Annotated in this window: 9 protein-coding genes; 7 read left to right on the top strand and 2 right to left on the bottom strand. The window is 58.1% G+C overall.

Features of this window, described 5'->3' with window-relative positions:
* Nucleotides 1-134: 134 nt before the first annotated feature.
* On the bottom strand, nucleotides 135-1,619 hold the full coding sequence (locus ABX749_RS05105) for a sulfatase (RefSeq protein WP_372895043.1): 1,485 nt from the start codon (nucleotides 1,617-1,619) through the stop codon (nucleotides 135-137).
* Nucleotides 1,620-1,660: 41 nt separating this feature from the next.
* Nucleotides 1,661-3,172, bottom strand: coding sequence for a sulfatase (locus ABX749_RS05110; protein WP_372895044.1), 1,512 nt, complete (start codon nucleotides 3,170-3,172; stop codon nucleotides 1,661-1,663).
* 364 nt (nucleotides 3,173-3,536) lie between these two features.
* On the opposite strand from ABX749_RS05110, the gene ABX749_RS05115 reads away from it, so the two are divergent.
* The 7 genes from ABX749_RS05115 to ABX749_RS05145 all read left to right on the top strand — a co-directional run.
* On the top strand, nucleotides 3,537-4,901 hold the full coding sequence (locus ABX749_RS05115; protein ID WP_372895045.1) for a sulfatase: 1,365 nt from the start codon (nucleotides 3,537-3,539) through the stop codon (nucleotides 4,899-4,901).
* A gap of 17 nt (nucleotides 4,902-4,918) precedes the next feature.
* The gene (locus tag ABX749_RS05120; protein ID WP_372895046.1) at nucleotides 4,919-6,574 is read left to right on the top strand and encodes a glycoside hydrolase family 172 protein; all 1,656 of its coding nucleotides are present in this window, start codon (nucleotides 4,919-4,921) and stop codon (nucleotides 6,572-6,574) included.
* 3 nt (nucleotides 6,575-6,577) lie between these two features.
* Entirely contained in the window at nucleotides 6,578-8,416 is a 1,839-nt protein-coding gene (locus ABX749_RS05125; protein WP_372895047.1) for an arylsulfatase, read from the top strand.
* Nucleotides 8,417-8,465: 49 nt separating this feature from the next.
* The gene (locus ABX749_RS05130) at nucleotides 8,466-10,604 is read left to right on the top strand and encodes an arylsulfatase (RefSeq protein WP_372895048.1); all 2,139 of its coding nucleotides are present in this window, start codon (nucleotides 8,466-8,468) and stop codon (nucleotides 10,602-10,604) included.
* 226 nt (nucleotides 10,605-10,830) lie between these two features.
* Nucleotides 10,831-12,279 carry an L-fucose:H+ symporter permease gene (gene fucP, locus ABX749_RS05135; protein WP_372895049.1) on the top strand — a complete coding sequence of 483 codons (1,449 nt, stop codon included), beginning with the start codon at nucleotides 10,831-10,833 and terminating at the stop codon, nucleotides 12,277-12,279.
* Between the two features lie 155 nt (nucleotides 12,280-12,434).
* A complete protein-coding gene (locus tag ABX749_RS05140; protein ID WP_372895050.1) occupies nucleotides 12,435-13,325 on the top strand; it encodes an alpha/beta hydrolase family protein in 891 nt (296 codons plus the stop codon).
* 2 nt (nucleotides 13,326-13,327) lie between these two features.
* The coding region (locus ABX749_RS05145) for a right-handed parallel beta-helix repeat-containing protein (RefSeq protein WP_372895051.1) at nucleotides 13,328-14,624 on the top strand (1,297 nt) is incomplete at its 3' end.

Consider the following 14,624-nt stretch of genomic DNA (forward strand, 5'->3'; position numbering starts at 1 on the left):
GGTGTGCAGGCTTTAGCCGCCCATCCTCGCTGCAAAGCAGCGACCCAGAATCGCCTAACGGCTAGACACCAACGTGCGCTGGTGTGCAGGCTTTAGCCGCCCATCCTCGCTGCTCCGCAGCGACCCAGAATCGCCTAAAGGCTAGACACCAACGTGTCGATTTGCTGCTTCAGCTTCGGATTCAAGAACCCGGCGTCTTGTGCTCGTGTGTAATCGCGCAAACGCCCGGCCAATTGACGAACGATGTCACGATTCTGATCCAGGTCGATGGAGTTTTTTAATTCGTCGGGGTCGGTTTTCAGATCGAACAGCCAGGGGCGTTCCGAAATCGACAGCACGAGCTTGTACCGATCGGTGATCACTGCAAACCAAGACGGTTTGAGTCCCGAAGATTGAATGATCGCCACATCGTCCCACGCCACATCGCTCTGGGCGGTCAGCAACGGCGACGCATCGCGGCCAACCGCTCCCGTTGTCGATTGTTTTCCGAGCAACGACAACAATGTCGGGGCAAAGTCGACCGTGCCGAGTGCCTGGTCGACTCGCGTCCCCGCCGGGATCAACCCCGGCGCCGCGATGATCATCGGAATCTTCGCACTCGCCTCATACGGGTTGCCCTTGTTCAGCCGTCCATGTTCGAAACAAAGGTCACCGTGGTCCGAGGTGAACACGATGATGGTTTTGTCGGTCAGCTTCAGTTCCGCCAAGGTGTCCAAGATTTGGCCGACGTTGTCATCGATACAACGGACCATGCCGAAGTACAGCGCCATCAGCGCCGGGTTGAATCGTGCCGCCGAGTTTTTTCCTCCAACCGCTGCCCAAGCCGGATTCTCGTTTGCCATCGAAAACGACATCGGCGGTCGAATGACCATGTCGGCAAACATCGTGTCGTAGGGTGGGCGCACCGTGTTGGGACCATGCGGATCCGGAAGACTGAGGTGGTAACAAAACGGCTCGTCGGCATGTTCGCGGATGAAATCCATGGCGCGGTCGGCCAGCCAGTCGGTTGCAAAGGTCTGATCATCGGCGTCACCGACGTCGTAGCTGGGCGCATCATTTTTGTCACGCGAACCGACTCGTGGCCCGGCGTCGGTCAGCTCAAAGTTTTTCCAATGTCCGCGGTTGAACATGAAGCGATTGTCGCTGAAACCGAATTGTCGTCTCGGGGCCCACTGCGGTTTACCAGGCCCGTCGAGGTGCCATTTGCCGGCGTATCCGGTGGCATAGCCATCCCGGCGAAGCACCTCGGCGAAGGTGACGATGTCACTGTCCATCGGCTCGTTGTTGGTATGGCTGCCGGTCCGGTGCGGATACCGTCCGGTGAAGAACGCGGCGCGGGAGGGCGTGCAAACGGGGCTGGTCGCATAAAACGACGTACAAAGGGCGCCGCGCCGGGCAATCGAATCGATCGCCGGAGTCTCCACGAACGCCTCTTTCCCCCACACAAACGCTTGCTCCTCGGACAGCGTCTGGCGATAGCAACCGAGCGTTCGGAAATTGTGCTCGTCGGTCTGAATGATCAAAACATTACGAGGCTCGTCGGCTTGCGATGATGGACTCGCCAACGAACCGGCCAGCGTCAGCAGGAACGCGACCGGAACAAGGTAGCATGGTTTCATCAGATGGATCTCTCGGCGGGCGGCTGTTGCGGAATGGTTTTTTAGTACTTTCCGTTGGTTCCAAACATCTCTAACTTCGATGGCCTCGGTCGCACGCGGACACTGTGATCCGGTTCGCCCGTCACGCGGTCGAATTCATCCGGCGTTCGTCGCGTCGGCAGATAGTCACCGGTTCGCTTGGTCCAGTCTTCCAAGGCGACTGTCAAGCGATCACGGACGCTTTGGTACGCGGGGTCATGGATACGATTGTGCAACTCGCCGGGATCACGCTGCAGGTCGTACAGTTCCCACTTGTCGCGTGGTGCCCGAAAGCACGTTTGTTGGTGTGGCAACAATTTCCCTTGCTGTTGCAGACGCAGCATGTTTTGCCAACTCAGTCCGCGTCCGGCATCGGCCGAGGGCGTCGGCGGCAGATCGATGTAGTCGTTGCGAATCAGTTTGTATTGCTGCGTCATCACGCTGCGGGCATGGTCCTCATAGTCGTGCCAGTGGTCTTCGGCGAACGCAAACTCACGATGCGACAGCGTGGGATCGTCAAGCACCCGGACGAAGCTTTGCCCTTCGGTCGCCAGCGATGACGTTGCACCGGCAAGCTCCAGGAACGTCGGCGCAATGTCCACGGCACTGACCAACGCGTCGGTCGTGGTGCCCGGCTTGACCACGTGCGGCCAACGGACGATCCACGGCGTGCGAATGCCGCCATCGTAAAGTGTCGTCTTGTCGCGCGGAAAAGGACGTCCGTTGTCGCTGATGAACAAAATCAAGGTGTTGTCCGCGACTCCCTGCTGCTGGAGCTTTGCAACCACTTTGCCGACGTAGGTATCCAGTCGACCGATTTCGTCATAATACAGTCGCAAGTCTTCGCGGACGTCCGCGGTATCAGGCAAATGTGCCGGCACGATGACGTCTTCGGTACGATGCGGCGGATCGAGCGCTCCGTCGGTGTATTCACGGTGTGGATCAAGAGCGGCCAGCCAAAGAAAGAACGGTCGATCGCGGGGCCGATCCTCAATCGCTTGCTCCCAGTCCTCGCATCCGCTGGGTTGCTTGGCGATCATTTTGGGCGGTTGCCCGTCTTCACCCGATGGCAATACAAATCCCGCCGTCGACGCTTCGTAGATCCGGTCGAAATGGTCTCGCACCGCATCGCCGAGGTGCCACTTTCCGGCCGCCGCGGTGTAGTAGCCGAGCTTCTGTAGTTCGGCCGAAAAGGTCCCAGTGCCCTCGGGCAAGGGCCAGTGCAACTGCTCGGCCCCCGTGTTGTGGGGATACTTGCCGGTCAAAATGCTCGACCGAGACGGGCTGCACGAGTTGGTGGTCAGATAAGCGTGCTCAAACCGCAGCCCCTCGGTCGCCAAACGGTCGATGTTCGGTGTTCGAATCGCAGGATGACCGTAGGCGCCGCAATCATCCCAGTTCATGTCATCGGCGATGATCAAAACCAAATTCGGCGGCGCCGCAAGCAACGAACCGGTCCCGAGGCCGACGCAAACCTGAAAAGCAACGGCGAAAAGAACTCCGGCAGTGATCAAACGTTGTAGCGGTCGTGTCATGATTCAAAATGCAAGACTCAGATGGAGAAGTCGATGTTGATGGCTCCATTAGACACGAAACGGCACGGCCATGCCCCCGCCCGGCAACTCCCCCACCCAACGCCCACCCTACGCCCTGCGTGTCGCATATAGATCATTGAATGCCGCAATTTGGCCGTCAGCGTCGTGGCGATGGGGGTAAACTGTTGGCTATCTCAGCCGTGCGAGACTGTCGCGATCGTTCAGGGGGAACGCGATGCCAACTCCATCGGTCAGTGCATCCCCAATGCCGTGCCGTCAGCGCGCCAACGAGGTATCGACCGATCGGGTCTGCCTTTCCCCCTCGACTCCTCCCCCGCTCCCTCCTGAATTGCGTGAAGACACGATGCGAAGACCACTGCCACTCTGCGTATTCCTGAGCCTGATTTCGCTGGCCGTTTTGAACGCTGCCGAGCAGACCCAACCGAACATCGTGGTGTTCCTGGCCGACGACATGGGGTGGGGTGATTCGGCAACTTATGGCCACGAGCTGATTCAAACACCCAACCTGGACAAACTGGCCTCCCAGGGTGTCAAGTTCACTCAGTGCTATTCGGCTTGCGGGGTTTGCTCGCCGTCGCGGTCAGCGATCCTGACCGGCCGGACTCCCTATCGCAACGGCGTCTATCGGCACCTGTCGGGCAATCACGAAGCTCACTTGCGGCGGAGCGAAGTCACGTATCCGAAGCTGTTGAAATCGATCGGCTATGAAACCTGCCACGTCGGTAAATGGCACCTCAATTCAAAGCCGCAGTTCAATACGCCGGAGTATCCACAACCTGGCGATCATGGCTACGACTACTGGATGGCGACGCACAATAACGCGGAGCCGAGCCACAAGAACCCCAACAACTTCGTTCGCAATGGAAAGCCCGTCGGTGAACTCGAAGGTTTCTCAGCGCCCTTGGTTGCCGCCGAAGCGGCACATTGGTTGAGTGAAGTGCGTGATGATTCGAAGCCCTTCGCGCTGTCCATTTGGATCCATGAGCCACATTCACCGATTGCGACCGACCCAAGATTCTCTGAACTGTACGACGGGCACGAGAACAGCACCTACATGGGCAACATCACGCAGCTCGACCACGCGCTCGGGCAAGTGATGTCAGCGCTTGACGAAGAAGGCGTCAGCGACAACACCTTGGTGATCTTCACGTCGGACAACGGACCGGTCGCAAAGTTTGGCGGTACGACCGGCGGTTTGCGAGGCGGTAAACGCAGCGATCATGAAGGCGGCATCCGTGTGCCCGGTGTTGCCCGCTGGCCGGGCCACATCAAACCCGGCACGGTCAGCGATGTCCCCGTCGTTGGCACGGATATTTTCGCCACGGTGCTGGACATCACGGGCATTCCGCTGCCGACAGATCGCACCATCGACGGCGTCAGCATGCTGCCCGCATTTGCGGGCAAGCCTGTCGAACGAAAGGTACCGCTGTTCTGGAGAACGCACGTTTCGCCACCGGGCGACCGCGTGGCGATGCGGATCGGAGATTGGAAGATCGTCGGCGATGAAACGCTCACTGATTTCCAACTGTATGAAATCCAGAAAGACTGGAAAGAAGAAAACGACCTGTCGGCCGAGATGCCTGAAAAAACCGAACAGATGAAGCGCATTCTGTTCTCCGTCTGGGAGGGCATCGAGTCCGAAGGCCCCGACCAATGGTGGAAGAGCGAGCGACAGAAGCCCGCCCGAGGCGGTAAGCTGAGCTATTGACAAACGGCATCACAATCATGAAGAGCATCTCGAAAAGCACTTGTCTCATCTTCGCCGTCGTGGCGCTGGCTGCGACTCACGTTCAATCACAGCAGCCTGTTTCGATCCAGTCTTTGCTCAGGGAGATGGTTGATCGCGATCAGGTGGCGCGGTACCCGAAAGCCGACTTCCGTCTCAAGCAAGCCAGCAGCTACGACCGGGCTTCCAAAACGCCCGACGACCCCAAGGGATGGTTCAGTAACTTTGATCGCAACACGAGCGACAAACACCACAATTTCGTTCGCATCGAAGAAAACCACGGCCGCAAGGAATGGGTGGTGATGGAAGACGAAGGTCCGGGGGCGATTGTCCGATTTTGGGTACCCTGGCGAAACCAATTGAAACCCGGATCCGACATCATCATTCGGTTCTACCTCGATGGTGCGTCCGAACCGGCCCTCGAAGGCAACATGTTCGATCTGTTTCAGGGAAAGGGTCTGATTCCGTTTCCACTGGCACACGAGTCCCTGCGGTCAGCCGTTTCGTTTTTCCCGATTCCTTACGCCAAGAGCTGCAAGGTGACGATGTCGGATCACCCATTCTTCTTCCAGTTCACGTACCGCGAGTATCAGCAAGACGTCGACGTGACGACGTTTTCGATGGAAGAATTTCGGTCCGCCAAGTCATTGATCACCGCAACCTGTGATTCTCTTCTCAACCCGGCCAAGGCCGCGGCAGGCGACGTGGTCAAACTGAAGGAGACCCTCGGCGGCGGCCAGCAGCAGTCTGTGTCGCTGAGAGAGGGCGCCGCCGCGATCCAAACCCTGTCGCTCAAACTGGACAGCTACGACGACGCGAACATCACTCGGCACGTCGTTTTGAAAATCAGCTTTGACGGAAAGGAAACGGTCTGGTGCCCGATCGGCGACTTCTTCGGTTCCGGCATCGGCCTGAACCCGTTCCAAGGATGGTATCGCACGGTTGACAGCGACGGCACGATGACCAGCCGTTGGGTCATGCCGTATCAAAACGATGCAACGGTTTCGATCTTGAACCTGGGCGAGGAGCCGGTTGACGTTGAACTGACGGCAACGGTCGGAGATTGGGCCTGGGATTCATCCAGTATGTACTTTCACGCTGCTTGGCGAGGGCAATTCCCCGTGCCGACACGGCCGTATTCAGATTGGAACTACGTCACGCTGAAGGGACGCGGTGTCTACGTCGGCGATACGCTGACGATCATGAATCCGGTGGAGCGATGGTGGGGCGAAGGTGACGAAAAGATTTTCGTCGACGGCGAATCGTTCCCGTCGATCTTCGGCACGGGCACCGAAGACTATTACGCGTATTCTTGGGGAGGTCGCAGCACCGACTTTTACGAACACCCGTTTCACGCCCAGACGTTCAGTCACAAGTACAATCAGCTGAACCGCAAACCCAAGATCGACGAGAAGAACACGCAGGGCTTCAGCACCGAAACCCGCACCCGCGCGCTCGATACGATGCCCTTCAGCAGCTCGCTACGACTGGACATGGAAATCTGGTCCTGGACGGATTGCGAGATGGGCTACGCGGTCGGGATGTATTGGTATGGCGATTCAGACACGACCTCGAACCGCAAACCGGATCCGGAAGAAGTGCTCAACGTGCCGGTCGTGCCGGAGATCAAAAATCCGAAACCGCGTTCAAAGTAGACCATGAAACTGTCTTCCTTCGCACCTGTTTTGGGCTGCTTCCTGCTGACGTCCGGCTTGACACTTGCAGTGGAGCAGCCGCCGAACGTCGTCTTCGTCATTACCGACGATCAGGGCTATGGCGACCTTGGATTTACGGGCAACCCGTTGATCAAGACACCCCACCTCGACAAGCTCGCCGGGGAATCGGTTTGGCTGGAGGACTTTCACGTAGCGCCCTCGTGCTCACCGACCCGGTCGGCGATGCTGACCGGACGATGGACGAATCGAACCGGCGTGTGGCACACGTTCTTCGCCCGTGCGATGATGTACCAGGATGAGGTGACCATCGCGGATCATTTCCAAGCCGCCGGATATTCGACCGGCATGTTTGGGAAATGGCACCTCGGAGACCACTACCCGTATCGACCGCAGGACCGAGGCTTTGACGAAGCCTACTGCATCCGGGGTGGTGCAACCGGAGTCACCGCCGACTACTGGGACAACAACTACTTTGACGATCATCACTTCCGCAATGGCCAGGCGACGCCGTCGACCGGTTACAGCACAGACGTGTTCTTCGCCGAGAGCCAGCGTTTCATCAAAGAGCAGGTCGAACGCAAGAAGCCCTTCTTTGCCTGGATCGCGACCACCGCGCCGCATAAACCTTGGGTGTGCCCGCCTGAATACTCGAGTCTCTACCCGAACCAGAACCGTCAAGCCGCCGCGTTCTACGGGATGCTGACCAACATCGACGACAATGTCGGTCGTCTGCGGACTTTCCTTGAAAAGCAAGGCGTCGCCGACAACACCATCTTTGTCTTCACCACCGACAACGGCTCAGTAGGTCCCAAGCAATTTAATGCCGGCATGCGGGGAGGAAAAATCAGTCCTTACGAAGGCGGGCATCGCGTTCCGTTGGCGCTCCATTGGCCGGACGGTGGCTACTCGAAACATGTTCGGATTCCAGAACTGACCCACATGGTCGACGTGCTTCCGACCTTGCTCGACTTGTGCGATGTCGAGCCGTGCAAAGACGTCGCACTCGACGGTCGATCCATCCGCAAGCTGCTCGCCGGCGAAGGCGACCCGTCGTTCGACTGGGAAAGCCGAGTGGTCATTTCCGATTCGCAGAGGCTTCAATCGCCCCGAAAGTGGAAGGACTCATCGGTGATGTCTGGCAAGTGGCGACTGATTCGGGGCGATGAACTTTATGACATCCGGCTTGATCCGGGGCAGCAGCATGATCTCGCCGACGAGCATCCGGAGCAAGTTGCAAGACTGCGAGGCTGGTATGAAAACTGGTGGGCGGAATTAGAGCCGACGTTCTCCCGGACATCGCACGTTTACGTGGGATCACCGGAGACGGCCGAATTACAAATCACTGCGCTCCAGTGGATCGATCAGCCGCCGCCGTGGAACCAGGGATTGATCCGGAGTCCGCGCTTGCCGAGCGGCCGCGGCGAGAAACCGACAAAGCCTGCCCGATTCAACGGACACTGGGCGGTTCACGTGACACGGACCGGCGATTACGACTTTGAAGTACGTCGTTGGCCCTCCGAGTCCGGCTTGAGGATTCGGGAAGGAGTCCACGCCCTTCCGGTGACTCCCGGGTGTCTGCCGAGCTACTCGGCTGTTCGCGGAACTGCGCTGCCGATTATCTCGGCCACGCTTCGAATCGACGACAAGGACCTCGAAACGAAGCCTGTCGGCGAAGACGACGCATTCGTACGTTTCACCCACCGGTTGACCCAAGGCGAGCACAGATTCTCACCTTACTTCTCGCTGAAGCCATCCGGCGATGCAGCGGTGGGACACGAGTTGGGATGCTATTACCTGACCGTGACACAGTCGAAAGAGTGACTGTCCCTCCGTACTCCAGACTTTCCGCATGATAAGACGACAAGCAACCATGAAGAACATTCCCCTGATACTCTCGGCCAGTCTTTTTCTTTCGTTGGCGACGGTTTCATTCTGCCGCGCCGCCGACACACCGCCCAACGTCGTTCTGATCTTTGCCGATGACCTCGGCTACGGCGACCTGGGCTGTTATGGCGCAACCAAGGTGCAAACGCCCAATATCGACCGACTTGCCGCCGAAGGCCGCCGATTTACCGACGCCCATTCGGTCTCAGCGGTCTGCACCCCATCGCGCTACGCGCTGCTCACCGGCCAATACCCGCTGCGCGGTAACGGGGGCAGGGGCATCTGGGGACCAGCTCCGGTGACCTCACCGCTTCTCGTCGACACCGAGAAAACCACGATCGCAGATGTGTTTAAAAACAGCGGCTACAGCACAGCAGCATTTGGAAAATGGCATTTGGGGTTCGGTCAAGAAGAGAACGATTGGCAGGAACCGCTGCGTCCCGGACCACAAGACCTCGGTTTTGATTACTACTTTGGGATGCCTGTGGTCAACAGTGCACCTCCGTATGTCTTTGTGGAAAATGATCGCATCGTCGGAAGCGATCCCGCCGATCCGTTGGTTTTTCTGGGCAGAAACCCAAAGGGCGCCACGCCGATCACACCGATTCCTCCGGAGGCCGCGCAGCGCAGTCGCAACCAATTCGGTGGAGCGAAGGAAGCTCACAAATTGTTCAACGATTACCGGGTCGGCACCACGTTGGCGGAGAAGTCGGTCGAGTGGATCAATGAACGCAAGGACAAACCGTTCTTTCTGTATCTGGCAACGACCAACATTCATCATCCGTTTACACCGGCCAAACGGTTTCAGGGCACCAGCCAATGCGGACTTTATGGCGACTTCATCCATGAACTGGACTGGATTGTCGGGGAGGTGATGGCGTGTCTGGAAGAAAACGGTTTGAGCGACAACACGCTGGTGATTTTCACCAGTGACAACGGCGGCATGTTCAACCATGGCGGACAGGCCGCTTTCAAAGCGGGGCATCGACAAAACGGCGACCTGCTGGGATTCAAGTTCGGCGTCTGGGAAGGCGGTCACCGCGTACCGATGATCGTCCGCTGGCCGGGCAAGGTGAAGGCCGGAACGACGTCCAACCAGTTGATCGGAAACGTCGACATGCTGGCAACGTTTGCCGCTGTCACCGGGCAAAAGCTGGACAAGCCTGAGCAGGCTGACAGCGTCAACATGCTGGCTGCCTTTGTCGACGAACCGGAGCAACCGCTACGTGACCACCTGGTCCTCGCACCGCACAAGGGCACGCACCTGTCGGTCCGCAAAGGAAAGTGGATGTACATTCCCCGTCAGGGCAGCGGCGGGTTCGGGGGACGCAAACCGGGCGATCACACGTTCGCGGGACCGCCGGCGGTCAGCTTTGTGGGTTCGGTCAACAGCGACATCGAAGACGGAAAAATCAAAAAGGACGCCCCTCCCGCTCAGCTTTACGATCTGGAAGCGGACGTCAATCAAACCCGAAACGTATACAAGGAACGTCCCGAGGTGGTGAAGGAACTCGACGCGTTGCTTTCAAGTTACGCGCCTCCCAAGCAAGCGTCCGGCCCGGCGAAACGAAATCCGCGTGCGCCAGGCAACCCCGCAAAGAAAACGCCGGCGACACCGAGTCCCCGAACCGCGTCCTTCGATTTCGAATCCGGCGTGCTGGAACCATGGAAGGTCGTCGATGGCGAGTTCGGGCATGTCATCGGTAGCAGAGACCGCTTTTTCCACAACCAAGGAGAGTACAACAAACAGGGCGACTTCTATCTGACGACGCTTGAACCCTCCGCCGAAGCCACCAAGGGCATGGACAAGCAGACCGGCGTGATCATCTCACCGCTGTTCATTCCCCAAGGCGGAACGATGACTTTCCGGATCGGCGGCGGACGCGGACCGTCCACCTACGCCGCGTTGTGCACGGCCGACGGCGAAGAAGTCGCAGTCGCACGCGGCATCAACCACCAGGCCATGCAGCAAGCCGTGTGGGACACCACTCCGTACGCGGGGCAAAAGATGTTCATCAAAGTCGTCGACCATTCGACCGACGGATGGGGACATGTGACGGTGGACGACTTTCAGTTCGATGCCAAAGTGCTGACTGAATACTCCGGTTCGGTGTCTGACTTTTGATTGAAACGACGCTTCACGTCGCGATAGGAGGAGCGCGGACGAGTCTTCTGCGCAGGCTGCGTCGTCGGGGTGCCGCAATTCATTACAATCATGTTGCGAATCCGTATCCCCGAGGCGTTTGATTGAACTATCGTCTGGTTTCCGGCAGAAAATCGTTGCGACGCAAATGCTTTCTGCCGCATGATGCCTCCGCCCACACCCCTGAGAGCATACAGTCAGGAACCGAATGACCGACGAAGACAGCCCATCAGCCGACGCAGCGACCGTTGGCCCGGCCCGCGATTTACCCGTGGTGCCGACTCAGTTCATCTATCCGTTTGTGATTGTCACAACCCTCTTTGCGCTCTGGGGTTTCGCCAACGACATCACCAACCCGTTGGTGCGAGCGTTCAAAGAGATCTTTTTGATCAGCAACGCTCAGAGCAGTCTGGTTCAGTGGGCGTTCTATGGCGGCTACGCGACGATGGCGATCCCGGCGGCGCTCGTGATCCGCAAGGTTTCCTACAAGTCCGGGATTATCGTCGGGCTGTTGCTGTACGCCATCGGCGCCCTGCTGACGATTCCGGCCAGCATGATGATGAACTTCAACGTCTTCCTGGTCGGCTTTTACGTACTGACCTTCGGGCTGGCGTTTTTGGAAACCACCGCGAATCCGTACATCCTGTCGATGGGCCCGCGCGAAACGGCGACTCAACGACTCAATCTTGCCCAGGCCTTCAACCCGATCGGATCGCTGACCGGCATGGTGGTCGCCAGTACGTTCATCTTGCCGGCTCTGCAGGTTTCGGAGTTTCGGGAGACGCAACTGCAGGCGCATCCGGAATACGCGACGATGCTGCCCAGTGAAGTCGATGGCTTGATCACCACGGCGATGGAACAGCATGCCGAAGATCACTTTGACGAACGGCAAGCGATGGTGGCGCATGACTTGGACGTCGTGAAAACGCCGTACGTCGTCATCGCAATCGTCGTGCTGCTGGTGCTCGTCGTCTTCGCCGTCTCGAAACTGCCGGACACCGGGCATGAGGAGGAAAAGATCGAACTGAAAGCGCTGTTGAAGCACCTGTTGACCAGTTGGCGATACGTCGGCGGCGTGGTCGCGCAGGCGTTTTACGTCGGCGCGCAGATCATGTGCTGGACATTCATCATTCACTATGGGATGACACTCGTCGGACTCAGCGCGGCACAGGCGCAGAACTACAACATCATTGCGATGGTGATCTTTCTGGCCAGCCGGTTCATTTGCACCTTCATCCTGAAATACCTGTCGCCCGGTTTGTTGCTGGGAATCCTGGCCGTCGGCGGCGGCTTGCTGACGACCGGAGCGATCTTTGTCCAAGGCATGCCGGGCTTGTATTGCTTGATCGGCGTCTCAGCCTGCATGTCGCTGATGTTCCCGACCATTTACGGAATCGCCCTGAGCGGGTTGACGCCCAATGACGCCAAGCTGGGATCCGCAGGTTTGATCTTTGCGATTGTCGGCGGCGCGTTCATGCCGCGGTATCAAGGCGGTTTGATTGACGGCCCGGGGATGACGATCGCGGGCCAGACGTTGGAATCCGTTCGCGTGTCGTTCTTCCTGCCGCTGATTTGCTTTGTCGTCATCGCGGTCTTTGGATTCGCTGTCTACCTGTTCTCGGGACAAACTGAAAAAGAAGCCGCTGCGGCGAGTTGAGTCGTCACGCTCGAGGTCCTTTGCCCCTGTCGGCTTGTAGTTAGAGATTCGCGAAAATGAGAGTTGCATCAACGAAGCTCCTTGTTTGCTGCCTGGCGGCAGCAACGATCGGGCTGCCATGCTTTTCGCAGGATGCGACTCAGTCCAACAAGAGGTTGCCGGCGTCCCTTGAGACGGAAGGCGAAAAGAAGCTCGATGTCGGGTACAAGAAGGTTCGGGGCAAGAAGCTGTCTTTGGATCTTTATTACCCGACAGGAAATCGTGACCGCAAGTGCCCGTTGATCGTCTACACGCACGGCGGAGGTTGGGCGGCGGGCAGCAGGCACGGCGTCACCAAGGGCTTGTTCAAACCGCTGTTTGAGAAGCTGATCGAAAAAGGCTTCTGCGTGGCGACGGTGGATTACCGCCTTACCAAGAAGGGCAGCGGGGTCTTGATGCGAGACTGCGTGATCGATTGCAAAGATGCGGTGAGGTATCTGGCCAGCAACGGCAATTCGTTGGGCCTGGATCCCACCCGCTTCTTTGTGATGGGAGATTCCGCCGGAGGGCAAATTGCCCAGATGCTGCTGCTCTCAGCGCCGGAAAGTTTGCCGGGAGACCCAAGTCTCGCGGATGCCAACTACAACATCGTCGCCGGCGTCTCTTGGTATGGTCCGTGCGATTTCGAAAAGGTGGACTTGTTCCAGACGTCTGATTCATCCAAGAACCCGGACCGCTTTGGAAACCGGATTCTGGATCTGGATGCCGACCCGAAAGACAAGTTGTCTCGTTACCGCGAGATGAGCCCCATCAACTATCTGTCCAAGGACAGTTCGCCACTGCTGATGATCCAGGGTGACAAAGACACCACCATTCCGGTCAAGCACGCGTGGTACATGCAAGAGCGAGCGGAAGAACTTGGGGCACCGGTGGAGGTCATGATCATTCAAAATGCAGGACACAACTGGCGCAAGGTGGGCGCGGAGATTGACCCGTCATTCGATGTCATTGTCGATCGCAGCGTGCAGTTTTTTGTGGAACAGTTATCAAAAGCAAGCAGCAAGTGAACATGATAAAACATCTGTTGGTTCTGTTGTTGGTCGTACTGGCTGGAAGTGTTGGCCGAGCAGCAGAGACCGATGCCGATTGGTACGTCGCTACCAACGGTTCGGACAGTTGGTCAGGCACGTTGGCAGAACCCAACCCGCAGGGCAACGACGGACCGTTCGCGACCTTGCAGCGGGCGCGGGACGCGATCCGGCAGTCGGGAGAGCGGCCATCCAACGATGTCGTGGTGCTCATCCGCGGCGGGACTTACCGACTGGACGAAACCGTCGTGTTTGGATTGCAAGATTCACCGCAGGACGATGCGATCGTCACCTACGCCGCCTATCCCGGCGAAACCCCGGTGTTCAGTTCGGGCCAAACGATCGACCGATGGAAGAAGGTCACCGAGGACCTGCCTGGCTTGCCCGACGCGGCGATCGGCCAGGTGTGGGTCGCGGACGTTTCAAATCGTTTTTTCACGCTCTTTGACGACGAAGGCATGCTGCCGCGAGCCCGCTCGGCTGGTTTTATCCCTCTCAGTGGAGGCAGCCGTAACCGGATTCATTTCCCCAAAGGTCGCTTGAAGAACTGGCCGAATGTGGAGGACGTGGAAATCATCGTCCGCCCGCATCATGCGTGGATTTCCAATGTGCTTCCGTTGGCATCGGTGGACGAACAAACACAAATGGCGAGCACCTCGATCGATGCAACCTACGCCATGAACAAGCTGCATTTCTTGCCCACCGTCGAATCGTGCTGGGTGGAGAACGCACTGGAGGAACTCGACGAACCGGGCGAATGGGTACTCAATACAAAGCAGGGCAAGGTCTACCTTTGGCCGCGAAATCAGACACCCGTGGTGGCACCTCAATTGACGGAGTTGATTCGCATCGAAGGCGACGTCGACAAAGAAGGGCCCAAGGACATCCCGGCCAGGAATCTGTGCTTTCGTGGTCTGACGTTCATGCACGGCGAACGCTATCAGCTAACCGCTGACGATGCGGGACTGCAACACGATTGGGACATGCATGACAAGGCCAACGCGTTGGTTCGTCTGCGCGGCGCCGAGAACTGCGTGATCGAAAACTGTCGTTTTGCCCATAGCGGCAGTGGTGCGATCCGCGTGGACCTGCACAGCCAGGAAAACAAAATCTCCGGCAACCATATCGAGCACATGGGAGGAGCCGGCATCCTGCTTTGCGGCTACGGTCCGGGCACCAAGGATGTCAATCGCAACAACCTCGTGTTCAACAATCACATCCATCACCTGGGACGCATCTACCTGCATTCGCCCGGAATCATGGTCTGGCAAAGCGGCA

Origin of the sequence: Stieleria sp. (genome assembly GCF_041595215.1) — a bacterium.
GTDB lineage: Bacteria > Planctomycetota > Planctomycetia > Pirellulales > Pirellulaceae > Stieleria > Stieleria magnilauensis.